This window comes from Streptomyces sp. P6-2-1, from assembly GCF_050613165.1.
Lineage (GTDB): Bacteria > Actinomycetota > Actinomycetes > Streptomycetales > Streptomycetaceae > Streptomyces.
The window spans coordinates 2,107,658-2,130,660 of the sequence record NZ_CP192513.1 but is presented as its reverse complement, the minus strand read 5'-3'; the positions used below and the strand labels follow the sequence as shown (position 1 = coordinate 2,130,660).

The 23,003-nt window shown below is 74.5% G+C and carries 15 protein-coding genes, 1 tRNA gene and 1 pseudogene; 12 read left to right on the top strand and 5 right to left on the bottom strand.

Going from position 1 to position 23,003, the window contains the following annotated elements; genetic code table 11:
* Nucleotides 1–92: 92 nt before the first annotated feature.
* Nucleotides 93–923 carry a winged helix-turn-helix transcriptional regulator gene (locus ACQYWQ_RS09275; RefSeq protein WP_431033690.1) on the bottom strand — a complete coding sequence of 277 codons (831 nt, stop codon included), beginning with the start codon at nucleotides 921–923 and terminating at the stop codon, nucleotides 93–95.
* Nucleotides 924–1,237: 314 nt separating this feature from the next.
* On the opposite strand from ACQYWQ_RS09275, the gene ACQYWQ_RS09270 reads away from it, so the two are divergent.
* The 5 genes from ACQYWQ_RS09270 (at nucleotide 1,238) to ACQYWQ_RS09250 (ending at nucleotide 7,336) form a co-directional block, all read left to right on the top strand.
* Entirely contained in the window at nucleotides 1,238–3,484 is a 2,247-nt protein-coding gene (locus ACQYWQ_RS09270; RefSeq protein WP_431033688.1) for an ABC transporter permease, read from the top strand.
* 315 nt (nucleotides 3,485–3,799) lie between these two features.
* A complete protein-coding gene (locus tag ACQYWQ_RS09265) occupies nucleotides 3,800–4,582 on the top strand; it encodes a TetR/AcrR family transcriptional regulator (RefSeq protein ID WP_431033686.1) in 783 nt (260 codons plus the stop codon).
* Between the two features lie 82 nt (nucleotides 4,583–4,664).
* The gene (locus ACQYWQ_RS09260) at nucleotides 4,665–5,417 is read left to right on the top strand and encodes an RNA polymerase sigma factor (RefSeq protein WP_431033685.1); all 753 of its coding nucleotides are present in this window, start codon (nucleotides 4,665–4,667) and stop codon (nucleotides 5,415–5,417) included.
* Nucleotides 5,414–6,511, top strand: coding sequence for a CU044_5270 family protein (locus tag ACQYWQ_RS09255; protein ID WP_431033684.1), 1,098 nt, complete (start codon nucleotides 5,414–5,416; stop codon nucleotides 6,509–6,511). The genes ACQYWQ_RS09260 and ACQYWQ_RS09255 overlap by 4 nt, the downstream gene beginning before the upstream one ends.
* A gap of 201 nt (nucleotides 6,512–6,712) precedes the next feature.
* Nucleotides 6,713–7,336, top strand: a complete 624-nt coding sequence (locus ACQYWQ_RS09250) for an HdeD family acid-resistance protein (RefSeq protein WP_431033682.1) — start codon at nucleotides 6,713–6,715, stop codon at nucleotides 7,334–7,336.
* A 223-nt stretch (nucleotides 7,337–7,559) separates the two neighbouring features.
* On the opposite strand, the pseudogene ACQYWQ_RS09245 reads toward ACQYWQ_RS09250, so the two are convergent.
* Both ACQYWQ_RS09245 and ACQYWQ_RS09240 read right to left on the bottom strand, forming a co-directional pair.
* Nucleotides 7,560–8,674: pseudogene (locus ACQYWQ_RS09245) on the bottom strand (cobalamin B12-binding domain-containing protein).
* Nucleotides 8,675–8,949: 275 nt separating this feature from the next.
* A complete protein-coding gene (locus tag ACQYWQ_RS09240) occupies nucleotides 8,950–10,425 on the bottom strand; it encodes a PP2C family protein-serine/threonine phosphatase (RefSeq protein WP_431033680.1) in 1,476 nt (491 codons plus the stop codon).
* Between the two features lie 414 nt (nucleotides 10,426–10,839).
* Between ACQYWQ_RS09240 and ACQYWQ_RS09235 the strand changes: the two genes are divergently transcribed.
* Both ACQYWQ_RS09235 and ACQYWQ_RS09230 read left to right on the top strand, forming a co-directional pair.
* Complete coding sequence (locus ACQYWQ_RS09235) at nucleotides 10,840–11,457, top strand: HAD-IA family hydrolase (RefSeq protein WP_431033679.1); 618 nt, start codon at nucleotides 10,840–10,842, stop codon at nucleotides 11,455–11,457.
* A 331-nt stretch (nucleotides 11,458–11,788) separates the two neighbouring features.
* Nucleotides 11,789–12,622 carry a tyrosine-protein phosphatase gene (locus ACQYWQ_RS09230; protein ID WP_431033677.1) on the top strand — a complete coding sequence of 278 codons (834 nt, stop codon included), beginning with the start codon at nucleotides 11,789–11,791 and terminating at the stop codon, nucleotides 12,620–12,622.
* A 560-nt stretch (nucleotides 12,623–13,182) separates the two neighbouring features.
* Here ACQYWQ_RS09230 and ACQYWQ_RS09225 read toward each other — a convergent pair.
* Nucleotides 13,183–13,258, bottom strand: a tRNA-Arg gene (locus tag ACQYWQ_RS09225).
* 312 nt (nucleotides 13,259–13,570) lie between these two features.
* Here ACQYWQ_RS09225 and ACQYWQ_RS09220 point away from each other — a divergent pair.
* Together ACQYWQ_RS09220 and ACQYWQ_RS09215 are read left to right on the top strand one after the other, a co-directional pair.
* Nucleotides 13,571–15,469 (top strand): dynamin family protein, encoded by a 1,899-nt coding sequence (locus tag ACQYWQ_RS09220; protein ID WP_431033676.1) that lies wholly within the window; start codon nucleotides 13,571–13,573, stop codon nucleotides 15,467–15,469.
* A 329-nt stretch (nucleotides 15,470–15,798) separates the two neighbouring features.
* The gene (locus ACQYWQ_RS09215; RefSeq protein ID WP_431039119.1) at nucleotides 15,799–17,805 is read left to right on the top strand and encodes a GTPase; all 2,007 of its coding nucleotides are present in this window, start codon (nucleotides 15,799–15,801) and stop codon (nucleotides 17,803–17,805) included.
* 29 nt (nucleotides 17,806–17,834) lie between these two features.
* Here ACQYWQ_RS09215 and ACQYWQ_RS09210 read toward each other — a convergent pair whose 3' ends face one another.
* Complete coding sequence (locus ACQYWQ_RS09210; RefSeq protein ID WP_431033674.1) at nucleotides 17,835–18,773, bottom strand: LysR substrate-binding domain-containing protein; 939 nt, start codon at nucleotides 18,771–18,773, stop codon at nucleotides 17,835–17,837.
* A gap of 167 nt (nucleotides 18,774–18,940) precedes the next feature.
* On the opposite strand from ACQYWQ_RS09210, the gene ACQYWQ_RS09205 reads away from it, so the two are divergent.
* The 3 genes from ACQYWQ_RS09205 to ACQYWQ_RS09195 all read left to right on the top strand — a co-directional run bounded on the left by ACQYWQ_RS09205 (nucleotide 18,941) and on the right by ACQYWQ_RS09195 (nucleotide 22,610).
* Nucleotides 18,941–19,303: a DoxX family protein gene (locus ACQYWQ_RS09205; protein WP_431033673.1), complete on the top strand. Its 363-nt coding sequence runs from the start codon at nucleotides 18,941–18,943 to the stop codon at nucleotides 19,301–19,303.
* A 422-nt stretch (nucleotides 19,304–19,725) separates the two neighbouring features.
* The gene (locus ACQYWQ_RS09200; protein WP_431033670.1) at nucleotides 19,726–20,886 is read left to right on the top strand and encodes a single-stranded DNA-binding protein; all 1,161 of its coding nucleotides are present in this window, start codon (nucleotides 19,726–19,728) and stop codon (nucleotides 20,884–20,886) included.
* 314 nt (nucleotides 20,887–21,200) lie between these two features.
* The gene (locus tag ACQYWQ_RS09195) at nucleotides 21,201–22,610 is read left to right on the top strand and encodes a Cys-Gln thioester bond-forming surface protein (RefSeq protein ID WP_431033668.1); all 1,410 of its coding nucleotides are present in this window, start codon (nucleotides 21,201–21,203) and stop codon (nucleotides 22,608–22,610) included.
* The last annotated feature ends 393 nt before the right edge of the window (nucleotides 22,611–23,003 follow it).

Sequence of the window (23,003 nt, the reverse complement as noted above, 5' to 3'; positions counted from 1 at the left end):
GGGGCCGGGCGAGTGGTGCGCGCGGTCCCTTCTCCATGTGTGCGGGGCCCTTTGTACGGGGCATTCCCGGCGGGGCCTGGGAAGGGGGCTGGTCACCCTCCGTTGTCCCGACGGCGGCCATCCCCTCGTCGCCGTGCGCGAAGGTCCGGGCACCGAGGCCGCCGAGGCCGCCGAGGGGACCGTGGAGGGAGCGGCCGAGAGAGGTGGGGGCGGTGGTCCACGCGGGGCGGGGCCTCCGCGTACGTACGGCGGCCGATGAACGCGTACGCGCAGAGGCGGCGCACGGACTCGGTGAGGACTTTCGCGCTGATGCCGCCGATCCGCTCGCGGAGCGCGGCGGGGCGGCGCGGGCCGGGCCTTCGCGCGGGGCCCACAGGACGACGGGGCCCCACGTGTGGGCGAGCAGGTCGAAGGCGAGGCGAGCGGGGCAGTCGGTGAGGCGGCAGTCGGTGGGGCGGGCGGTGCGGGGGCGGGGGGTGCGGCTGGGGTGTGGGGTGTGGGTGGTGGGTGGTGGGGCGTTGGGTGCTGGGCGGCGGGTGGCACGGGGCGCCGGTGTTTCCGCCGCTCCCAGGACAGACCCCACCCTCCCAAAGGGGAGGTGGGCCACCCGCTGCCACCAATTCTTCCCGCCCCGCAACACACCCCCCGACCACAACAGCGAATCTGTGGATAACTCCAGGAAAGTCGTCACGCCCCTCACTCCGAAGAGTGAGTAATTGTGCGTGAAGCTTTGCGGGTGGGTGAGTGCGCACCCACCGCACCCACTCCACCCTCCCCACCCTCCGCACCCATCCCACCCACACCGCTCCACCCACTTCCTCCACCCTCCACCCCCCTCCGAAGGACGCCACCCGCCCCGCCCCCTCGCCGCTGCGCCGGCGACTTTGCTGGCGCTTGGTGTCGACAGTGGCGCAACGTGCCATAAACTGAGGCGTGCCGGGTCCCACGTTCCCCTGTGGAGGTCTCCGTGGCAGGCCCCGTCGGCCTTCGCGCGGTTTCGCGGTTTTCGCGCGGGCTTCCTGCGGGCTCCGCCGCCGCTTGCCCGTACCCGCCTGTCCACCCGCGCCTCCCACCCTGTCTGCCCCTGCCCGTCCACCTCCGCCCATCCGTCCGCCCGTCCACCCCGCCCGTCCGTCCACCCCCGCCCGACCGCCCGCCCCCCGTCCACCCCCGCCCTGCTCACCACCCCGCGCCGACCCGCTCAGTCGCGCGCCGCCGGCACGCACTAGGAGAGTCCATGTCAGAGGTCGGCGCCACGCCGCGTCCGCCCAAGAAGGCGGCCCGGTACGGCTTCGTCTTCGCGTTCCCGTTCGTGATGGTGATGCTGCTCGTCGGCATCTACGTCTCGTCGATGCACGCGCCCGAGCCCCATGACCTCCCCGTCGCCGTCGTCGGCAGCGGGGCCCAGGCCGAACGGAGCGTCACCACCCTCGACGCGGCGGACGGCTCACCCGCCGACGCGCGCCTGCTCGGCTCGGTCGCCGAGGCGAAGCGGCAACTCCACGACCGTGAGATCGCGGGCGCCCTCGTTCTGCCCGATGACGGCGGCACCACCGCCCAGCTCTGGACCGCGCAGGCCGCCGGAGCCTCGCAGACGATGAGCGTCAGCCAGCTCCTCACCCCCGTGGCCGCCGCCGCGCACCTCTCCGTCGAGCCGCACGACGTCGCCCCGCTCCCGCAGGACGACCAGAGCGGCATGGGCGTGCTCTACATGTCGGTCGGGGCGATGCTCGCCGGGTACATGGCCGTCACCGTGGCCAGTTCCGGGATGCCGGGGCTCATGCGGCTCAGGAAGCTCGTGCCCGTGCTCGCCGGGTGGAGCGCGCTCATGAGCGTCGTCATCTGGACCCTCGCCGGACCGGTGATCGGGGCGGTGAGCGGGCACGCGCCCGAAGTTCTCGGCATCGCCTTCCTCGGGATCTTCACGGTGGGCCTCACGCAGGCGTTCCTCACCCGCCTCTTCGGGCCGCTCGCGGTGATCCCGGGCATCACGCTCTTCATGTTCCTGGGCGTCCCCGCCTCGAACCTCGCCCTCTCGATCCACACCATGCCCGGCTTCTTCGGCTTCCTGCACCACGTCCTGCCCCTCCCGGCCGTGGGCGAGGCACTGCGCGCGGTCGTCTACTTCGACGGTGACGGCGCCGGCGTCCACCTCCTCACGCTCGGCATCTGGGCGCTCGCCGCGCTCCTCCTCACGGCAGGCACCGACCTGCGCAGGCGACGCCAGGCGGAGAAGAAGGCGGCGGCCGCTACGGCGGTTCCGGCACCAGGCACAGGTACGGGCACAGGTACGGGCACAGGCACGGATAAAGGTCCGGATCGCACGGGCACGGGCACGGGCACGGGCACGACCACCGGTACGGGCACCGGCACGACCACCGATACGGGCGCCGAGGCGGCCGGTGCCCCGGGAGCCCCGGCTGCCGCCGCCCGCAAGGCCCCCCACCCCGCCGTTCAGTACGCCCTGCTCGGTGCCTTCCCCTTCCTCATGGTCGTCCTGATGGTCGGTCTCATGCTCAGCGGGATGCACAAGCCGCTGCCGCGCGACCTCCCCGTCGCCGTCGTCTCCAGCAGCGCGCAGGCCGCAGGGCAGTCCGCGCGCGGACTGGAGGAGTCCCTCGGACCGTCCTTCGACATCCGCGCCCTGACCAGCGTCGACGAGGCGAGGCGGCAGATCCACGACCGCGAGATAGCGGGCGCGTACGTGCTCGCCGCGCCCGGCGGGAAGGCGCAGATCCTCTCGGCCGGGGGCGCCGGTATGAGCCAGCAGCAGGTCGTGCGGCGCACCTTCGCGCAGATCGCCGCCCAGCAGGGCGTTCCGACCGAGAACGTCGATCTCGCGCCGCTGCCCGCGCACGACGGCATGGGCACGGTCACGCTTTACCTCGCCATCGGCTTCACGATGTCCGGCTTCATCGTCGTCACGGTCATGTCCGCCGCCGCGCGGGAACTCCTGCGGATACGGCGGCTGCTCCCCGTACTCGCGGGATGGGCCGTGCTCATGGCCACGGCGGTATGGCTGCTCGCGGGGCCCGTCATCGGGGCAGTGCACGGGCACGCGTGGCAGATCCTCGGCCTCGGCGCGGTCATGGTCTTCACGGTCTCGCTCGTCACGGCGGTCTTCGCGCGCTTCCTCGGGCCGCTCGCGGTGCTCCCCGTCGTGACGCTGATGATGTTCCTCGGCGTGCCCGCGTCGAACGGCGGCGTCGCCCTCCACATGGTCCCCGGCTTCTTCCAGGCCCTGCACGGAGTGCTGCCGCTGCCCGCCGTCGTCGAATCCCTGCGCGCGGTCCTCTACTTCGGGGCCGACGGCATCGGCGGCCACCTCGGCACGCTCGCGATCTGGGGCGGAGCGGCACTCGTCCTCAACGTCGTGCTCGACCTCTTCCAGCACCGCCGCACCCGCGACAAGGACCTGGAGGACCCGGCGTCCGTCGTCGCTGCCGGACCCGCCCCCGGCGCGAACGCCGAGGCGCTCCGGTGAACGCGCCGCCGCTGAGGGCCGCCCGGTGAGCGCCGGGTGAGACGGCGCAGGGGCGGTCCGGCTGAGACGGTGTACGGGCGGTACGGCGTACGCGCGCGGCACGGGCGGGTACGGCGTACGCGCGGCACGGGCGGTACGGCGTACGCGCGGCACGGGCGGTACGGCGTACGCGCGGCACGGGCGGTACGGCGTACGGGCCGCCCGCACGGCCAGGGGCCTCGCCGGCCCGGCTCGGAAGGCCGCCCCGTACGCCGGAAGCTAGGGTGTCCCCGTACCGAGGACGGGAACCCGCAGCACAGCGAAGGGGCCGCCATCATGGCCGAGAGCCCAGGGGCAGCAGGGCGTACGGGGCGAGCCGCCCCCGCCGAAGCCGTGCCCCCCGCCGAAGCCGTGCCCCCCGCCGAAGCCGCGCCCCGCGCCGAAGCCGCGCCCCGCGCCGAAGCCGCGCCCCGCGCCGAAGCCGCGCCCCGCCCCCTGGCCACCTCCGCCCCCGCCGTCCGCAAGCCCGGGCGGCCCTCGCTCTCCGAGGTGAAGCGGCGCGAGGTGCGGCTCGAAATCGCCCGAGCGGCCGTGCGCCTCTTCCACGACAAGGGCGTCGAGCAGACCTCCGCCGCCGATATCGCGGCGGAGGTCGGCATCTCGCTGCGCACCCTGTGGCGGTACGTGCCCTCCAAGGAGGAGGCCGTGTCCGTCCTCTTCACGCTCGCCGCCGAAGGACTCGCGAACCGCCTGCGCGAACTGCCGCCCGGCGAGCCGGTGAGCGCGCTGCTCCTCGGCGAGCCCTGGCAGGACCAGATGACGCCCGAGGTCGGGCGGCTCGTCCGCGAGGCGACGCGCCTGACCCGCGACGAACCCGCGCTCCGCAAGATCGCCCACCAGGCCGCCTTCACCTTCCAGTCCGGCATCGCCGCCGCCTTCGCCGCGCGCGCGGGCCGCGAGGAGGCGGGCCTGGAGGACAAGGTGCACGCCGCGACGCTCCTCGCGACCCTCGCGGTCGTCGAGCAGGAGGCGGCCTGGTGCGACCCGTCCGACGAGCCGCGCCGCCGCGAACTGCTCCGCAGGGGACTCCGCGCGGCCTCGGAGGGCCTGCCGCTCTGACGGCCCCGGGCTCCCGCCCACCGCCGCCCGGCACGTGGCGCACGTCACGGGAACCCGGCGCGGGGTGCGGAGAGAACCGGTTGTGAGGGACACAGAAGAGGCGGGTGCTCTGCGCCGTGGCGTACGGGCCGGAGACCGCCGGGCATTCACCGAGCTGTACGAGGACCACGCGCGCGCCGTCTACAACCACGCCCTGCGCCTCACCGGCGACTGGTCGGCGGCCGACGACGTGACGGCGGAGACCTTCCTGACGGCGTGGCGCACCCGCGAGCGCGTCGAGCCCGAAGGCGGCTCGCTCAGACCCTGGCTGCTCGTCATCGCGACGCACAAGGCCGAGAACAGCAACCGTTCCCTGCGCCGCAAGCTCGCCTTCCTCGCTCGCAGCGCGCCCCCGCCGCACGTCCCCGACTTCGCCCCCGAGACGGCGGGCCGTATCGACGACGCGCGCCGCCTCGCCGCCGTGCATGCCGTACTCCACCGGCTGCGGCGCAAGGAGCGGGAGGTGCTGACGCTGTGCGTGTGGTCGGGGCTCGACTACGCGGAGGCCGCCGAGGCGCTCGGCATCCCCGTCGGCACCGTACGGTCGCGCCTCTCGCGCGCGCGGGCACGGCTGCTGAAGCTGAGCGAGGCGGCGACGGCGGCGACGGCGGCGGGGGAGCCGGGCGACGAGGGCCCGGGGACGCCGGGAGCCGTACAGGCCGAAGCCGAAGGGCCCGTACGGAAAGCCGTGGGGAAACCCGTACGGAACGAGGAAACGGAACCCGGGCGCCGGACCGGAGAGGTACGGGGCAGGGCCGCGCTCGTGGCCCTGCCCGTGCGGGAGGAGAACCGATGACCGACACCCACCCGTCCAGGGCCGGAGCGGACCGGAGCGAGGCCGAGGACGTGGCCGGGCTCCTGCCGCCCCCGCCCGAGTGGGACCTCGCGCACGAGCGGAAGCTCCACCACAAGGAACGACTCATGCGACAGATCGACGACGACACGGCGCGCACGGCGGAGACCGGGACCCCCGCACGCCGGCGCGTCCTGCGCCCCGCCTTCGTGGCCCCCGCCGCCGCCCTCGCCCTCGCCGGCGCGCTCACCGCCGGGCTCACGCCCGGCGGCCCTGGCGCGGGCGGCGGTACGGGCACGAAGACGGCCCAGGCGGGCGGAAACACCCACGCGCGGCAGGCGAGCGCGCTGCTCGGCCGCATCTCGGACGCCGCGCTGGACGGCCGGACCCTGCACGTGCGCGACGACCAGTTCGTGTACGTCAAGACCGAGGAGCGGGGCGCGGACGAGACGAGCGGCAAGGCCGTGATGGGCCCGCCGGTCCTGACCGAGGTCTGGTCCTCGCAGGACCCGGGGCGGGTCCAGCGGCTCGGTGTCGTGCGCGAGAACGGCGGGCGCCCCGCCCACATCAACGCCTACCTCGGCGACGGCGAGAAGGGCGGCACGCCCGTGGGCATCGACCGGGCCACGTACAAGTGGCTGGCCGCGCTGCCCACAGACCCGGACGCCCTCCTGGAGTACCTCTACGCCAAGACCCCGAAGGACAAGGACCTGTCGCAGGACCAGGCCGTCTTCGAAGGCATCGGCTCCTTCGCCTCCGGGCTCCTCCCGCCGAAGACCGCCGCCGCGCTCTACCGCGCCGCCGCGCGCATCCCCGGCGTCGTCACGGCCCCCGACGCGCACGACGGCAAGGGCCGTACGGGGATCGGCATCGCCCGCGAGGACAAGAAGTACGCCGAGCGCTCGGAGTGGGTCTTCGACAAGGACCTCCACTTCCTCGGCTCCCGCACCTACCTGACCGAGGACACGGCCGTCGGCAGGAAGGGCACGCTGCTCGCGAGCACGGCGGTCCTGGCGCTGGGAGTGGCCGACAAGGAGGGCGTGCGCCCGGCCGAGGTGACGGAAGTGACGGGGGACGGGGGTACGGAGGAGAGCTGAGCGAGGGGCGGGCGGGAACCCTCCGGCCACGCACCGGCCCGCGCGGCACATCCGGTGGCGTCCCCGTCCCGCCCGCATCCGGTCGCCTCCGCGTCCTACCCGCGCCCCCGCGACGGTGTCCCGTCCCGTCCCGTCCCCGCAGCCCGTCCCGCCCGCGCCGCTCCGGTGGCGTCCCGTCCCGCCCGTGCCCACAGTGGGGACATGAGCCACGCCGAACCACCCCCGTATCCCGGCGCCATGCCACCGCCCCGGCCGGGGCCAGGGCGGGACGAACTGCCCGATCCCTTGCGGAGGCTCGCGCGGGCGGCCTGGTGGGTGGTGCTGCTCGCGGGGTTCGCCTCCGTCGTGCTCGGACTGCTCGTGCTGGTGTGGCCGGGGTCGTCGCTGCGGGTCGCCGGAGTGCTCTTCGGGGTGTATCTGCTGGTCAGCGGCGTGGTGCAGCTCGTGGCCGCGACAGGGACGCACACCGCGGCCGGGATGCGCGTGCTCGGCTTCGTGAGCGGGGCGCTCTCCGTACTGCTCGGGCTCTTCTGCTTCCGCGGCGTCACCCAGTCGGTGCTGCTGCTCGCCCTGTGGATCGGTATCGGGTGGCTCTTCCGTGGGCTCACCCAGGTGGTCGCCGCGCTCGCGGAGCCCGCGAGTCCCGCGCGCGGCTGGCAGCTCCTGCTGGGTGTCCTCGCCGCGCTCGCCGGGATCGTCCTCGTCGTCTCGCCCTTCGCCTCGGCGTGGGCCCTCCTCCTCGTCGCGGGCATCTGGCTGCTCGCTGTCGGCCTCACCGAGATCGGTACGGCACTGCGCCTGCGCCACCGGCTCCACCTGAGCTGATCTGGGGTCACACGCCGTTCCGCGCACCGTCCGCCGGCCGTTGCCCAGGCCGGTTCGGCGAGGAAGGGCCTCGCGGTGTTCGAGGCGGAGGCCGCCGGGTGGCCGAGCGGCCATCGGCTGCCCTCGGGAGGGCGGTACGGGTCGGCTCCGCGTCAGCGGCGCCCGCGTCCTGTACGGCGCCCGCGTCCCGTACGGCGCCCGAGTCCCGTGCGGCGTCGAGGCTTCATACGGCGCCGGCCTCCGCGTCCCGTACCGCCTCCGCCTCCGCGTCCCGTACCGCCTCCGCGTCCCGTACCGCCTCCGTACCCGCCGCCAGGAGCCCGAGCGCGCGCGGGAAGTCGTGCAGGCGCTCGGCGAGGACGGCGAGGGCGGGGAGCAGCGAGGCGGCGGGGACGTCGCGCGCGGCGAGGATCGACGCGGTCCAGGTCAGGAAGCCCGTGAAGAGGTCCGCATCGTCCACGTACAGCGCCGTCGCGAGATGCGCCACGACGTGGTCGATGTCCTCGGCCGTGTGCTCGCGCTGGAGCGCGGAGTAGGCGCGCGTCGGCGGGTAGCGGTCGAGCAGCCCGTGAAGACGGCCCGTACCAGCTCGTGACGCGCGCGCGTCACGAAGGTGTATTCCTGGTCGGCGAGGTGCGGCAGGTCGGCGCTTGCGACGTGGTCGCGCGGCGGGGGCGGCAGTGGGCCGCGGGCGAGGCGGTCGGCGGCGGCGCGCGCGTCGGGCGCCCAGGCGTCCGCGCCGAGAAGGCGCGCGTACCTGCCGTCGTGCCCGAAGGCGGCGCCGCCGACGAGTACGGGAACGCCGACGGCCTGGCACGCGGTCAGCGTCGCGTGCGCGGCGGGGAGCCGGGGCGCGAGCGAGCCCGAGAGCGCGACGGCGTCGGCGCCCGTACGGTGCAGGTGGCCGACGAGGTGCGGGGCGGGGACCTGCGCGCCGAGGTGGTCGACGTGCCAGCCGCGCAGGCGCAGCACCTCAGCGACGAGCCGCGCGGGCAGCCCGTGCCACTCGCCGTCGACGCACGCGACGACGATCCGCCCCGCGCCCGGCGCGGGCGCGACGGGCGGCGCCGAGTGCCGCAGCACGGCCACGCACTGCTCGTTGACGGCCGTCGCCGCGTGCTCCCGCGCGACGCTCAGCCGGTTCGCCGCCCACTCCGCGCCGACGCGCAGCTGGACCGCGCCGACGTCGAGCAGCACGCTCTCCGCGTCGAGCCCGTCCCCGTAGGCCTCCCGCACCACCGCCGCCGCCGCGTCCTCGTCGCCCGCGGCGACCGGGACCCACAGCCGCTCGGCCCACGTCCCGCTCCTCGGCGGTGCCGCCGTCACCGTGCTCGTCATCGACCTCTCCCCGGAACCAGGCGCACCCGGTGCGCGCTCCATGCGGTCCGTCCCTCCGCCCCGGTACGGGCGGCCTTCCCCGCCAAGTACACGCGGGTACCCGCCGTCGCGCGCGTCATGTGGGCCAAGCGGGGCCGGTCGGCACGCGTCATGGGCCCCGGCCGTCGGCGCACGCGCGTCGTGGGGGAGTGCGGGGCGTACGGGGCGTACGGGGCGCGGACCGTACGGGGCGTACGGGGCGTGGGGCCGTGCGGGGCGGCGGTACGGGGCCGGGGTTATGCCTCGTGGCCCGCCTCGCCGGGGTCCGTGCCGACGCCCCCCGGCCGCCGCGGCGCCGTGATCGCCACCACTGCCATGTCGTCGTGGCGGCCCGTGCCGACCCATTGCGCGGCGAGCATCCGTACCCGCTCCACGATCGCGCCCGCCGGCATCCCCGCGCACTCGCCCGCCGCCCTGCGCAGCCGCTCCTCGCCGAACAGCGTGTCGCCGAGCGGCCCGCCCTTCGCCTCCGTGATGCCGTCCGTGTAGAGCAGGCACGTCTCGCCGGGCGCGAGCCGCACCGTGTCCGTCGTCGCGCGCACCTCGGGGAGCACGCCGACGAGCGTGCCGTGCGTATCGGCCCGCTGGACCCCGCCGTCCACGCGCACGACGAGCGGCGGCGGATGCCCCGCGCTCGTGACGCGCAGCCGAACGCCGCCGTCCGGCTCGGCGCGCGCCGAAGCGAGCACGAGCGTCGCGAAACGTGTGTGGTGGGAGGTCAGGAGCGCGGCGTTGAGGAGCGCGAGGACACGCTGGTGGTCGGCGGCGAGCGGGAGCAGCGCGTGCAGCGTGTTGCGGATCTTGCCGGTGAGGATCGCGGCTTCGAGGCCCTTGCCGCACACGTCGCCGAGGACGACGAAGCACTCGCCGTCACCCCCTTCGGCCGCCGGGTGCACGTCGTAGAAGTCGCCGCCGACGCGCTCGCGCTCGGCCGCAGCGCGGTAGCCGCCCGCCAGGTCGATGCCATCGACGCGGTGCAGCGCGGGCGGGAGCAGCTCACGCGTCAGGACCTTGGTGAGCGCGGCCTGTTCCGCGTACAGGAGCGCGGCGGACACCGCTGTTCCTGCCCGCAGTGCGAAGAGCCGCGCGAGCGACTCCTCGTCCGCGCCGAAGGCCGGACCGCCCTCCTTGCGCAGGAGCACGAGCGCGCCCGCGGGGACGCCGTGCCCCGGCATCGGTGTCACGAGTACGGACGCCGGGGTGCCGAAGCCGTCCGGCAGGGCCCAGGACGGGAATCGCGCGGGGTCGAGCCAGCGCGAGGGCACGGGCGGGAAGCCTCGCAGCGCCTCGGCGAGCCCCGGCACCTCGGCCGGATCGGCGCGTACGGAACGGGTGCAGGGCTCCCCGCCCGCGACGCCGAGCACGAGCGCGAGGCTGCGGCCGCGCCACGGCGCCACGACGACGGCGGCGTCCGCGAGGTGCCGCGCGGCGAGCCGCGCGGTGATGGAGAGGGCGCGGTCCGCGTTGAGCGAGGCGAGGAGCTGGGTCGAGGCCTCGTCGAGCAGGGCGTTGCGGGTCAGCGCGGCGTGGAGCGCGGCGCGCAGCCGGTCCTCCTCGCCCGTGGGGGCGGGGGCGGGGGTTCGCGGGGTGGGTGTCCGTGGGGTGGGTGTCCGTGGGGTGGTGGGCGCTTGTGCGGTGGGTGTCCGTGGGGTGTTCGGGTGCGCGGTGTGGGGGTGCGCGGTGGACTCGGTGTGTTCGGCTGGTCGTGTCATGTGGGCGGGGCTCGCTCGGCGGGCCCCTCACCTCCTCCCGGCCTGCCGCCGCCACGCCCCTTCGGGAGGCGCACCGGCCCCACCACCGTACGCACAAGCTCCCACCGAGCCGAAACCCCGCCGGAAACCCTCGCGGAAACCGCACGCCTACGCGGCGGCGCCCGGGGTACACGGCGCTGCGGAACAGGGCGCGGCCCGGGGCCTGGGGAGACCCCGGGCCGCAGGGCCGCGCGGATGCCTCCGGCGGCGGCTGGGTACGTATGCCCGACGCGGGCCACGCACTGCGGGTGCGGGTGCGGGTGCGGGTGCGGGTGCGGGTGCGGGTGCGGGTGCCGGTGCCGGTGCCGGTGCCGGTGCCGGTGCCGGTACGGGTGCGGGCGCGGTGGGCGGACTGCGGACGCGAGGGGGCGCGCGATGGCGTACCGGGGCCTGATTCTCGACTTCGGCGGCGTACTGACGACACGGATGGCGCTGAACAGCGCGGCCTTCGAACGTGCGGAGGGACTCGCACCGGGTCAGTACGTGGCGGCGCTCGAACACCACCCGGAAGGCCGCGCCGTGTACGCGGCGCTGGAGGTGGGCGAGGCCCGCCAGGAGGACTGGAACCGCGTGATCGGCGGCATCCTGGGTCTGGACCCCACCGACCTCATGCGTCGCGCCCTCGCACACCTCGCGCCGGAACCGCACCTCGTGGCGGCGGCGCGCAGGGCCCGCGCGGCAGGCGTCAAGGTGGCGCTGCTCATCAACTCCTTCGGGCTCGACCCCTACGACCCGTACACGGACAAGGGGTTCGGCGCCGACTTCTTCGACGCGATGCTCCTCTCAGAGCGTGAGGGCGTTCGCAAACCCGATCCGCTCATCTACCGGCGGGCCCTCGACGCGCTCGAACTGACCGGCCCCGAGTGCGTCTTCGTCGACGACCACGCCCCCAATCTGGTCCCGGCCCAGCGCCTCGGCATCCACACGGTCCACCACACGACGGACCCTGCGGGGACGGCGGCCCGCCTGGACGAGCTGCTGGCAGGGGGCTGAACAGGCGGGGGCGTTGGCGGAGGCGCGGTGGCGGGGCGCGCTGATGGGGGCGCGCTGATGGGGGCGCACTGGCGGGGCGTGGGTCCGTGGGTCCCCTGCGCCCGAGTGCGGCGCCACTCTGCGTGGCTCGGCGCCCGGCCCGCGCCGCACTCCCCAACTCCCCACCCCGCTAAGGCAGTAGCCGCGTTCTCTTCGCCGGACGGTCACGTCGTGTCCACGCACGGGGGAGGGGGACGGCACACGATGGGCGGGCTCCACGTGCCAGCCGTCTCCCCTTCGTGCCAGCCGTCTCCCCTTCGTGCCAGCCGTTTCCCCACTGAGGAGTCTCCCCGTGCGTCTGCCCAGAATCGCCGTGTCGACGGTGACGGCCGCTCTGCTCTCGGCCGCCCCCGTCGTCGCCCTGGCCCCCACCGCCACGGCCGCCACCCGCCCGGCGCCGACCGCCGTCTCCACCGCCGCCGTCTCCTTCCCGCACGCCAAGAACTTCCGCGACATCGGCGGCTACGCGACAGCCGACGGCCACCACGTCCGTACGGGCCTCGTCTACCGTTCCGGCAAGCTGAGCGACCTCGACGCCGACGAACAGCGCACTCTCACGACCCTCGGCATCACCAGGGACATCGACCTGCGCAACGCCGTCGAGCGCTCCCAGGACCCCGACGCGCTGCCCGCAGGGATCACGTACCAGGTCGCCGACGTCGTCTCGCTCGCGTACGGCGTGAAGTTCCACGAGAACGCCGTCGCCACCCTCGCCCAGGCGCTCGCCGCCGGGCTCTTCAGCGGTTCGTCGGACCTCGGCCAGTCGATCGGCTACCCCTTCATGGTCAACTTCGTGGGCGCCGACCACGCCTTCCGCGACACGCTGCTGGCCGTCGCCCACGAGCCCGGCGCCGTCGTCTACCACTGCACGGCGGGCAAGGACCGCACCGGCTGGACCACTGCCGTCCTCCTCACGATCCTCGGCGTCCCGCGCGCCACCGTCGAAGCCGACTTCCTCGCCAGCAACACGTACACGGGGAACCCCGAGGCGGTCGAACTCTCCTGGCTGAACGCCGCGTTCGCCGAGGCGAACAAGATCTACGGCGACTTCGACAGCTATGTGCACGAGGGCCTCGGCCTCACCGACGCGGACATCGCGACGCTGAAGGCGAAGCTGCTGGTCTGAGCGAAGAAGACCTGGGGACGTGGTCCGGCGCGGTGCCTCGCGCGGGACCACGTCCATGCGCGCGGGCCCGGCCAGGCCCGGCCCGTTCTCGGCCCTGCACCCTGCGCCTGTCCCGGTGCCGGTGCCGGTGCCGGTGCGGGGCCGTGAGCGCCTGCGCGCCGACGTGCCCGCGCGGAGAGGAGGGTGCGGCCCGCGCTTCCCCGGCCGATCCCCGGCCGACGCGTCTCCCGCGTGGTCCCCGCCGGGAGGGTGGCCCGGCCACCTCGTGACGTCGTGACCTCGTGACACGTGGCCGACGCAAGGCCCGAAGCCGCGTTGACGACTTCGCGGTGGCATGTGGCACGCCGAGGCAGCCGGGCGGGCGCGGACAGGGGCACAACCGGGCGCGCGAACACCGCTTCACGGCATGTGCCGTGCTTCCGGGCAGGAGGCGTCCGGGTTCGGACGGTCGATTGCCGCCCCCGGCAGACGCCTTACGAACAGCCGGCCCCGAACCCCTCGTCCCACCGGGGCCCGTCCGGCCCGTCATCCACACACACGCCGGGGGAGGAACCCCCAGGTGGTGCCCCAGGCAGGACTCGAACCTGCGGCCAAGCGCTTAGAAGGCGCCTGCTCTATCCACTGAGCTACTGGGGCCGGTCGTGTGCGGCCGGTGGCCGGGAGCCCTGGTGCGGGCAGGGTGGTGACCTGGCCGGGGACAAGGATAGGGCTCCGGGGTCCGTGTCCCTGCTGCTTCGCCTGCGCGCCACGTTGTGTAGGTTCAGTGAAGCGGTCCCGATAATCGCAGGCAGGTGCGAATCACGCATCGTTTTGAGGCCCACCGGTGCCAGGGTGTTGTGCACTCGTTATCCCTCGGCCTCCCCGCTCCCTTCCACCGCCCGGGTTCCCTTGCCACGCAGAAGCAGCCAAACGCTTCAATATGTCGCCAAAACCGGGCATTCTGCGCATGTGGTGACCTTGGATGCACGGCCTCAGCTTCTCGACGCCCTTACCGACCTGCGCGACCGCGTCGCCGCCGTGCGCTGCCCCCTGCCACTGCCGGGCGCTCCACGCGCCCGCGCCAACAGGGACGAACTGCTCGCCCAGCTCGACGACTACCTCCTTCCCCGCCTCCGCACGCCGGAGGCCCCGCTCCTCGCCGTTGTCGGCGGCTCCACGGGCGCGGGCAAGTCGACGCTCGTCAACTCGCTCGTCGGCCGCCGGGTCAGCGAGGCCGGGGTCCTCCGCCCCACGACCCGCAACCCGGTGCTCGTCTGCCACCCCGACGATCACCACTGGTTCGCCGACCTCCGCGTCCTCCCCGAACTGACCCGTGTCTGGGTCCCCCGCCAGGACTCCGCCCGTCCCGCCGACCACTCCGGCTACGGCGGCTACGAGGAAGCCGAGGCCCCCTACGAGGACGAGTACGGCGCCTACGACGACGAGGGCTACGAAAACGGCGAGGAGAACCGGGGCCGCGTGCTCCGTATCGAGACCGCCGAGGCGCTGCCCCCGGGGCTCGCCCTGCTCGACGCCCCCGACATCGACTCCCTCGTCGTCCGCAACCGTCTTCTCGCCGCCGAACTCATCTGCGCGGCCGACATCTGGATCATGGTGACCACCGCGAGCCGGTACGCCGACGCCGTGCCCTGGCACCTCCTGCGCACCGCCAAGGAACAACAGGCCACGCTCCTGACCGTCCTCGACCGCGTGCCCCACCAGGTGCTCGGCGAGGTCTCGCAGCGGTACGGGGCGCTGCTGACCAAGGCCGGGCTCGGCCACGTCCCCCGCTTCACCGTGCCCGAACTGCCCGAATCCACCGGCGGGGGCGGACTCCTGCCCGCCACCGCCGTCGCCCCGCTGCGCGCCTGGCTCGCGCACCGTGCCGCCGACCCGTACGCACGGGCCCGCGCCGTCGGCCGCACGGCGCGCGGCGCACTCGGATCGCTGCGCCGCCGGATGCCCGAACTCGCCGCGGCGGTCTCCGCCCAGTACGCCGCCGCCCTCCGGCTCAGCACCGCCGTGGACGAGGCGCACTCCCTCGAACACGCCCGGCTCCACGAGCGGCTCCAGGACGGCGCCGTCCTCGCCGGGGACGCCCTCAAGCGCTGGCAGGCCCACCCGGTCGACTGCACCTCCGCCGAACTGCTCGACGCCCTCGTCGACAGCCTCGCCGCCCTCCTCCTCTGCGCGGTCACCGCCGCTGACGAGCACATCGACGCCCGCTGGCGCCGCGAACCCGCCGCCCACGCCCCCGAACTGCGCCCCACGTCCCCGGCCGGGACGGAACCGCTCGCCCACCGCATCGGCGTCGCGGTACGGCGCTGGCGGCGCGTTGTCGAGGAGTACGCGGAGGAGGAGGTGCGCGCCCTCGACCACACCACGGCCCCCGACCCCGAGTCCGTCACGGCGCTGCTCGTCACCGCGCTGCTCGGCGGCCGGCGTGGCGGTGTCGCTGGCGAGTCGCTCGCCGAACGGATCGGCGCCGAGGCCGCGGTACGCCTGCGCGACCGGGGCGGCGAACTGCTCGGCGAGTGCCTCGACCGCGTACTCGGTGCCGAACGTGAACGCCGCCTCGCCCCGCTCGACGCCCTCGGCATCGGCCACGAACCGCAGTCCGCGCTGATCGCCGCGCTCTCCGTCGTGGAGAAGCTGCGCGACGTACGGGTCCCAGTCGTCCCCCGGCCCGAGTCCGTCGCCGTGCCCGTCCCCGCCACCGCGTCGAGCACCGCCGCAACGGCCTCCCCCGACGCACCGCGCGGCGCCGAAGCCGCGGCCCGTGGCGCGGTGCTGTCGGCCGCCGTCGGCGCGGGCAGCGCCGAAGACCCCGTCCGAGCCGCCGAGACAGAAGGAGGGGCGAGCGCGTGAGCACCGCCGCCACCGAGCACCAGGACCACCCCGGCAGCACCACGGGCACCCCCGAGGACAAGGACGGCTACGCCCCCGTCCCGGCGCTCCAGGCTCCCGAGGCGGGCGCGGCCCACGAGGCCGCCGGCACCCAGGGGGCCCCAGGTGCCCCCGGAACGCGGGGCGCCGCCCACGGCGTGCCGGGCGCCGCCCACGGCGTGCCGGGCGCCGCCCACGGCGTGCCGGGCGACGCCCACGGCGTGCCGGGCGCCTCCGGCTGTGCGCCGGCCGTCTCCGGTACGCCGGGCGTCCTTCCGGGAGAGCCGGGCGCGCCAGGAGGCGCCGCGCGCGTGCCCGCGCCTGCCGACGGGTCCGCCCCCAGGACCGGCCCCCTCCCAGGGCACACGGAGCACACGCAGCAGGCGACACCTGCGGAACCCGCGGAACCCGCCACGGGAGACCCCGATACCCCTGGTGCCCACGAGGCCGGGGTGGCCACCGCAGAGGCGGAGACGGCCCCCTGCCCGCCCGCAGGAGACTGCGCGCCCGCTCCGGGGGCGTCCCGCACCGACGCCGGGGCGCCCGCCCGCCATCCCGGGACCACCGCCTTCGACGACGGGCTCATCGCGCGCCGCGCAGGTCCGGGCGGTACGTGCCCCGACCTCACGACGGGGGACGCCACCGGCGGCCGCGGCGGGGCCTCCGAGGTGCGGGCCTTTCGCGAGGGCCCACTGCGGGAACGACTCGACGCGCTGCGCGAACTCGTCGCCCTCTCCCGGGCCCGCCTGGACGAGGACACCCTCGCCGAGGCGGGGCGGGTGCTCGACGAGTCGGCCGCGCGCGGCCGACTCTCCGGCCGCCACACCGTCGTCGCGCTCGCCGGAGCCACAGGGAGCGGCAAGTCCACGCTGTTCAACACGCTCGCAGGCGCCAACATCTCCGACACCGGCGTCCGCCGGCCCACCACCTCCGCGCCCCTGGCGTGCAGCTGGACGGACGGCGCCGCCGGGCTCCTCGACCGGATCGGCGTCCCCGGGCGGCTGCGACGCCGTCCCGTACTGCCACCAGAGGGCGACGGGGAACTCAGCGGGCTCGTCCTCGTCGACCTGCCCGACCACGACTCCGCGGCGGCCGAGCACCGCGCCCAGGTCGACCGTGTCCTGGGTCTTGTCGATGCCGTGATCTGGGTCGTCGACCCGGAGAAGTACGCCGACGCGGTCCTCCACGAGCGCTACCTGCGCCCCCTCGCGGGGCACGCCGAGGTCACATTCGTCGTGCTCAACCAGGTCGACAGGCTCCCCGCCGAGGCCGCCGACCTCGTCCTCGACGACCTGCGGCGCCTGCTCGACGAGGACGGCATGCCCCTCGGCGAACACGGCGAACCCGGCGCCACGGTGCTCGCCCTCTCCGCCCTCAGCGGCGAAGGAGTCGGCGAACTGCGCGAAATGCTGGGTGAGTTCGTCGGCGAACGACGCGCCGCCGCACGTCGCCTCTCCGCGGACATCGACCTCGTCGCCGAACGCCTGCGCCCTCTCTACGCGGCCGGGCGCACCCCGGGCCTCAGCGAGGACGCCCGCGTCGCCTTCGCCGACCGGCTCGCCGAAGCGGTCGGTGCCACGGCAGCGGGCGAGGCGGCCGAACGCGCCTGGCGCCGCAACGCCAACCGCGCCTGTGGCACGCCGTGGCTGCGGCTGTGGCGCAGGTACGAGGAGCGCCGCGCCGCCGAGCAGACGCGCCCGGCGCCCGAGCCGCCGCGCGAGTCCGAACCGGTCGCGCGCCAACGTGTCGAACAGGCCGTGCGCACCGTGGGCGAGGAGGCCGCGCGTGGCCTTCCCGAACCGTGGGGCGTCGCGGTCCGTGAATCGGCGGTACGCGGCACGAAGGACCTGCCACGCGCGCTCGACACCCTCGCCGAACGCGCCGCGCGTCCCGGCGCGCGACCCCCGCGACCCGGCTGGTGGCCGGTCGCGGTCGCCACCCAGGTCCTCATGACGGCGCTTCAGGTCGTCGGTGCGTTGTGGCTGTTCGCCCAGGTGACGGGAGTGCTGGCGCCCGAGGTGACGATCGCCGTGCTGCTCACGGGCACCGGGATCGTGGGCGGCCCCGCGGTCGAGTGGGCCTGCCGGATTGCGGCCAGGGGACCCGCCCGCCGCTACGGGGCCGAGGCCGAGCGCGCCCTGCGCGAGGCGGCGGCAGGCTGCGGCAGGGCCCGCGTACTCGACCCCGTGGCCGCGGAGTTGCTGCGGTACGAGGAGGTGCGCGAGCAGTACGTACGGATGGCGGGGCCCGGGCCCGCGGTCGGCACGGGCACCCGCACGGTGCCGGAGAGCGTGCTGCGCGGCGGGGCGACCGTGTAGGAAGCGGTGCGAGGGTCGGGGAACGGTGTTCATCCGGCCTCCCCGGGGGGTCCGGCCGCCGCCTGGACACGGTAGGCGGCGGCCGCGAGGGCGACGAAGGACCGCACGAGCGGGTTGGTGTCACCCTCGTTCCACGCCACGAGTACCCGGCTCGGGGGCATCCCGGCGAGTGGCACGACTGTCAGGCCGGGCGGCAGGTCGTGGCCGAAGGAGCGCCTGCCACCCGGACCGGCGGTGGCAGACCGGCCGTGCCCCTCAGCGGCCAGTGGCATGAGCCCCACCGTCCCACTCCACAACACCGCGTGCAGGCACTCGCGCACGACGCGGACCACCGGCCCCTCTCCCGCCCCACCGCTCCAGTAGCCCTGCCACAGTGGATCGGTCCCCGGCGGGAATTGGAACCAGGGACGCTTCGCCAGATCGGCCCGCGTCAGCGACCCGGCACCGGCCAACGGGTCGTCCGCACGGAGTACGACCCCTACCGGATCGCTGCGCAACTCACGTACGGACACCCCTGTTTCGTCGAACGGGCCCCGTGTCAGCGCGACATCCACGCGGCCCGCGCGAAGCCCGCAGGTCGGATCGGTGAGATCCGTGTCCCTGACGCGTAGCTCGATCCCGGGATGGCGTGTGCGGAACGCCTCCGCGAGACGGCCCGCTCCCGGGTCGGCGCTGTCCCCCAGGATGCCCACGTCGAGCCGCGCCGTACCGGCCGCGGCGGCGACCCGCTCCCTGAGCCGGTCCGCGTGGTCGAGCAGCCCCCGCGCCTCCTCCAAGAGCACCCTCCCGACAGGAGTGAGCGTGGTTCCCGTGGGTGAGCGGAGGAGCAGCGGGGTGCCCACGTCGGCTTCCAGCTTCTTGACCGCACGACTCAGCGGTGGCTGGCTCATGTGCAGCCGGGCGGCGGCCCGGCCGAAGTGCGACTCCTCGGCGACGGTCACGAAATACCGCAAGGTGCGTAGCTCCATCCTGGGACGATACCGATCGGGTATGGCGGGTGCGGAAGAGGTCTTGGACGCGAGCGAGCCTGAGGCCGTGCAATCGGAGGCGAATGGCGGAGCGCGAGCGCCTTCGGGGCCTGGGCTTCGCGCGTGCGGGGTCGCTCCGCCCGGACCGACCTCAGCGGACAGGGATCATGCACATCGCTTACTGGATACTCGCCGGCCTGCTGGCTCTCTTCTACGTCTACGGGGGCGCCCCCAAGGTCGTGCGCACACGCGACCAGCTGCGCCCGATGATGGCGTGGGTGGACCGGGTACCGCTGCCTGTGCTCAGGGGGCTGGGCGTCGTCGAGCTGCTGGGCGCGGCCGGGCTGATCCTCCCGCCGCTCACCGGCATCGCGCCGTGGCTCGCGTTCGCGGCGGCCGCCGGCCTCGTGGTGCTCCAGGCCGGGGCGATCCCCGTGCACCTGACGGGCGGGGACAGACGGGTCGAACTCAATGCGGGGCTCCTTGTGGCTGCGGGGGCCACGGTCTGGTTGGCGACCGTGTGGCTGTGAGGCGCGTGGCCGTGGCGTGTGACTGCGCGATACGCGGCTCTGCGGTGTGCCCCCGCGAGAACGCGGGGGCACGGCGCGGTCGTGCGGACACGACCGACGACGGCGCGGGCGCGGGGGCAGGGGCAGTGAATGCCTGCTTGTGGCGCGGCCTGGTCGTGACAGTACGTGATAAATCTTCGCCGTGTCGATGTGCGAAAAATCCACTCATCCTTTCGAGTGAGAGGCGTGGGCGTTTTCCGAAGTGACCTGCGGAAACGCCCTCTTGGACTGCCATTTCGTCCGCCGACCGCCCTTCGGAGGGTGCGGACTGTCGGATCTCTCTGTCACTGTGTGTGCATGCCCGGCGCCGACGCGACCGGAGCGCACACGACAGGTGCGGCGTGCCCGAACGCGCCGCACGCAGACGACCCGAGGGGGACGAGATGAGCGACACGATGGTCACGGTGGTCGGGAACGTGGCGACCGAGCCGATGTTCCGCGAGACGCAGGGCGGGGCGGTGGCCCGCTTCCGCCTCGCGGCGACGGCCCGGCGCTGGCAACGGGAGGAGCAGCGCTGGGCCGACAGGTACACCAACTTCTTCACGGTGGTGACCTGGCGCCACCTCGCGGACAACGTCGCCTCCTCGGTGGCGATCGGTGACCCGCTCGTCGTGCACGGGCGGCTGCGGTTGCGGGACGAGATGTACGAGGGCCAGCGGCGGCTCACAGCGGAGATCGAAGCGTTCTCGGTCGGGCACGACCTGGCCCGGGGGACCTCGGCCTTCCGCCGGCCCCCGCGCGACGACGCCCGCTCGGGCGCGGCCGCCACGGCGGTCGCGCGGGAACGGCGGTACGGTCCCGCCTCCTGGGGGCCCACGGCGGACACGACCGCAGTGACGGACCTCGGCGGGGCGGCGACGCGGGGGCCTGCGCGAGTGGGGGACGTGGTGGACGAGATGTTCCTGAGGGCGGGGCCTGCCCCCGGTAAGGAGGCGGCGGCCGTGCCCGCACGCGGGGCGGACGGCGAAGGGACGAGGCAGGCGGCCCGGGCTCAGGGCTCTTCCCAGGACCCGGCTCAGGCCACGGCCCAGGACCGGGCTCCGGCCGCGAAGCGGCCTGTCCCGTGGATCACCACGCCTCCCGCACCCGACGAAGGGCCCGGCGTCAAAGCGGCCTCCCCGCGCCGGTCCGCGGAACCGGTGGGGGCTGCGCCGCCGCCCGCGACGTCGTCCTCGCCCGTGACACCCATGACAGCCGCAGCGCCCACGACGACCAAAGCGCCCACGACGACCAAAGCGCCCACGACGACCAAGGCGCCCACGACGACCAAGGCGCCCACGACGACCAAGGCGCCCACGACGACCAAAGCGGCCGCGCCGCCCACGGCCGACACGTCGTCGGCGTCGCGGGAGTTCGAGCCCTCCCCCGCACCCGCCCGTCCCCGCCGCACGGTGACCAAACGGAGGGTGCGCGGAGCGGTGGGAAAGACCGCGTCGGACGCGGCGGCCGGTGCGGAAGTCGGAGTGGAAGCGATGGCGGGGGTGGGCGAGGCGGTGCCCGTCGGTGTCTCGCTGGGGGACCTCGAAGCGGTGCCGCCCTTCTGAGAGGTGGAGCCAGGGGAAGCGTGGGCGGTGCGGGCGCCCATCAACTGACAGCACCTCATGTATCCCGTATTCCCGGCCACTTCGGTCAGCCAAGGAGGAACGGACACGGTGAGGATAACGATTGAGACGCAATGGGATTGTCGGATGGTGCTACAGGGAAGAGGCGTGCCTCCTCTCCCTAGGATTCCCGACAGGCCACGCGGGATTGTGACCCGCCGGGCTCATTGGGGCACTTGGCACCGACATTTCTGCTGGCAGGACCCCACCCCACGCGCGGCGCGAGGCCGCACGGGTCCTGCCCGGAGGGGAACTACATGTTTTTCGTACGTAGGCGGGGTGCCGCCCGCCTCGCCGCAGCGGCATTCGTCTCGGGACTCGTCGCCACCGGCGCGATCACCGGCGCGGGTGCGGCCGTGGCGGACGAGGCTTCCGGACACCAGGGAGGTGCGACCGCCACTCTCGGCGGGCTGAGCAAGAGCAGTGACGCGGCGGTGATTCACGAGAACGGCAAGGACCAGCGTGTCCAGGCCGGGCTCTTCACGATGGCCGTGGACCAGGGTGGGACGCTTCAGACCTACTGCATCGACATCCACCACCCGACCCAGGACGGCGCGAAGTACCAGGAGACGCCCTGGAGCGGCACCTCGCTGAACGCCAACCCGAACGCGGGCAAGATCCGCTGGATTCTGGAGAACTCCTACCCGCAGGTCAACGACCTCGCGGGCCTCGCGGCGAAGGCAGGCAGCGAGGGGCTCACCGAGCGGACGGCCGCGGCCGGGACGCAGGTGGCCATCTGGCGGTACTCGGACGGCGCGGATGTCGACGCGGTCAACCCCGCGGCGGAGAAGCTCGCCGACTACCTGGAGAAGGCCGCGCAGAACATCGCCGAGCCGAAGGCGTCGCTGGGCCTTGAGCCCGCGGCTGTCTCCGGCAAGGCGGGCGAGAAGCTCGGGCCCGTCACGGTCCACACCAACGCCGGTACGGCGCGGGTGGAGATCGGCGGGGACGCGGCGACGGCCGGAGTGAAGCCCGTGGACAAGGACGGCAAGGCCGTCGAGTCGGTCGGCGACGGTGCGCAGCTGTGGTTCGACGTTCCCGCCGGGGCGCAGCCTGGCACGGCCACGGTGAACCTCCAGGCGACGACCAACGTCCCTGTGGGGCGTGCCTTCGCCTCCGAGACGCGCAGCCAGACGCAGATCCTCGCCGGTTCCAGCGACTCGACCGTCGCCGCGACCGCGAGCGCCACGTGGGGCGAGAGCGGTCCCATACCCGCCGTCTCGGCGGAGAAGAACTGCGCCAAGGGTGGCGTGGACGTGACCGCGAGCAACCAGGGTGACAAGCCGTTCACCTTCGAGCTGGCCGGTCAGCAGCACACGGTGGAGGCGGGCAAGTCCGCCACGATCACTGTCCCGGTGAAGGAGGACCAGTCCTACGACCTCACGGTGAAGGGCCCGAACGGCTTCACCAAGGAGTTCAAGGGCGTCCTCGACTGCAAGGTCGCCTCGAACGGCGCGAGCCCGGCGGGCGGGCAGTCCCCGCTGCCGAGCGCCTCGCCGACGACCGCCGCGCAGGGCTCCGGCTCGGACTCGGGCTCGGGTGGCGACCTCGCCGCCACCGGTGGCTCCAGCGCGACCCCGGTGATCGCCGGTGTTGCCGTGGTCCTCGTGGTCCTCGGCGCGGGTACGGTCTTCTTCATCAAGCGCCGCAAGCCCGCCGGTCAGTGAGTGATCCGTCCGTGACGGAATAGCCGGTCCTCGCCAGGGCCACCGGGAGCCCGCAAGCCCCGGTGGCCTTGGGCGGGGCCGTTGACGGCGGAGGATCAGGCGGCAACCAGCCGCCCAGCCCAGTCCCTCGCTACGGCCGCTCGCCGACGAGCGCGGCGCCCCGGGGGCCCGTAGCGCCGACGCCCTGGGCCCCGTACCGCCGAGGGACCCGTACCCGCCGGGGGACCCGTACCCGCCGGGGGACCCGTACCCGCCGGGGGACCCCTACCCGCCGGGGGACCCCTACCCGCCGAGGCCCGCCGGCCCCGTACCGCCACGGGCAACGGCTGCGAGTCCAGGGACCCGCACGTCGTGCCCGAGGGCTCGCGCAACCCGTCCGGAAGATCCGGGCTC

Bases quoted from the DNA above. Each gene is read 5' to 3' on its own strand.
- ACQYWQ_RS09275 (WP_431033690.1), bottom strand. From the start codon at position 923: ATGGCACGTTGCGCCACTGTCGACACCAAGCGCCAGCAAAGTCGCCGG.
- ACQYWQ_RS09210 (WP_431033674.1), bottom strand. From the start codon at position 18,773: ATGGAGCTACGCACCTTGCGGTATTTCGTGACCGTCGCCGAGGAGTCG.
- ACQYWQ_RS09255 (WP_431033684.1), top strand. From the start codon at position 5,414: ATGACCGACACCCACCCGTCCAGGGCCGGAGCGGACCGGAGCGAGGCC.
- ACQYWQ_RS09270 (WP_431033688.1), top strand. From the start codon at position 1,238: ATGTCAGAGGTCGGCGCCACGCCGCGTCCGCCCAAGAAGGCGGCCCGG.
- ACQYWQ_RS09195 (WP_431033668.1), top strand. From the start codon at position 21,201: ATGTTTTTCGTACGTAGGCGGGGTGCCGCCCGCCTCGCCGCAGCGGCA.
- ACQYWQ_RS09235 (WP_431033679.1), top strand. From the start codon at position 10,840: ATGGCGTACCGGGGCCTGATTCTCGACTTCGGCGGCGTACTGACGACA.
- ACQYWQ_RS09205 (WP_431033673.1), top strand. From the start codon at position 18,941: ATGCACATCGCTTACTGGATACTCGCCGGCCTGCTGGCTCTCTTCTAC.
- ACQYWQ_RS09240 (WP_431033680.1), bottom strand. From the start codon at position 10,425: ATGACACGACCAGCCGAACACACCGAGTCCACCGCGCACCCCCACACC.
- ACQYWQ_RS09200 (WP_431033670.1), top strand. From the start codon at position 19,726: ATGAGCGACACGATGGTCACGGTGGTCGGGAACGTGGCGACCGAGCCG.
- ACQYWQ_RS09250 (WP_431033682.1), top strand. From the start codon at position 6,713: ATGAGCCACGCCGAACCACCCCCGTATCCCGGCGCCATGCCACCGCCC.
- ACQYWQ_RS09265 (WP_431033686.1), top strand. From the start codon at position 3,800: ATGGCCGAGAGCCCAGGGGCAGCAGGGCGTACGGGGCGAGCCGCCCCC.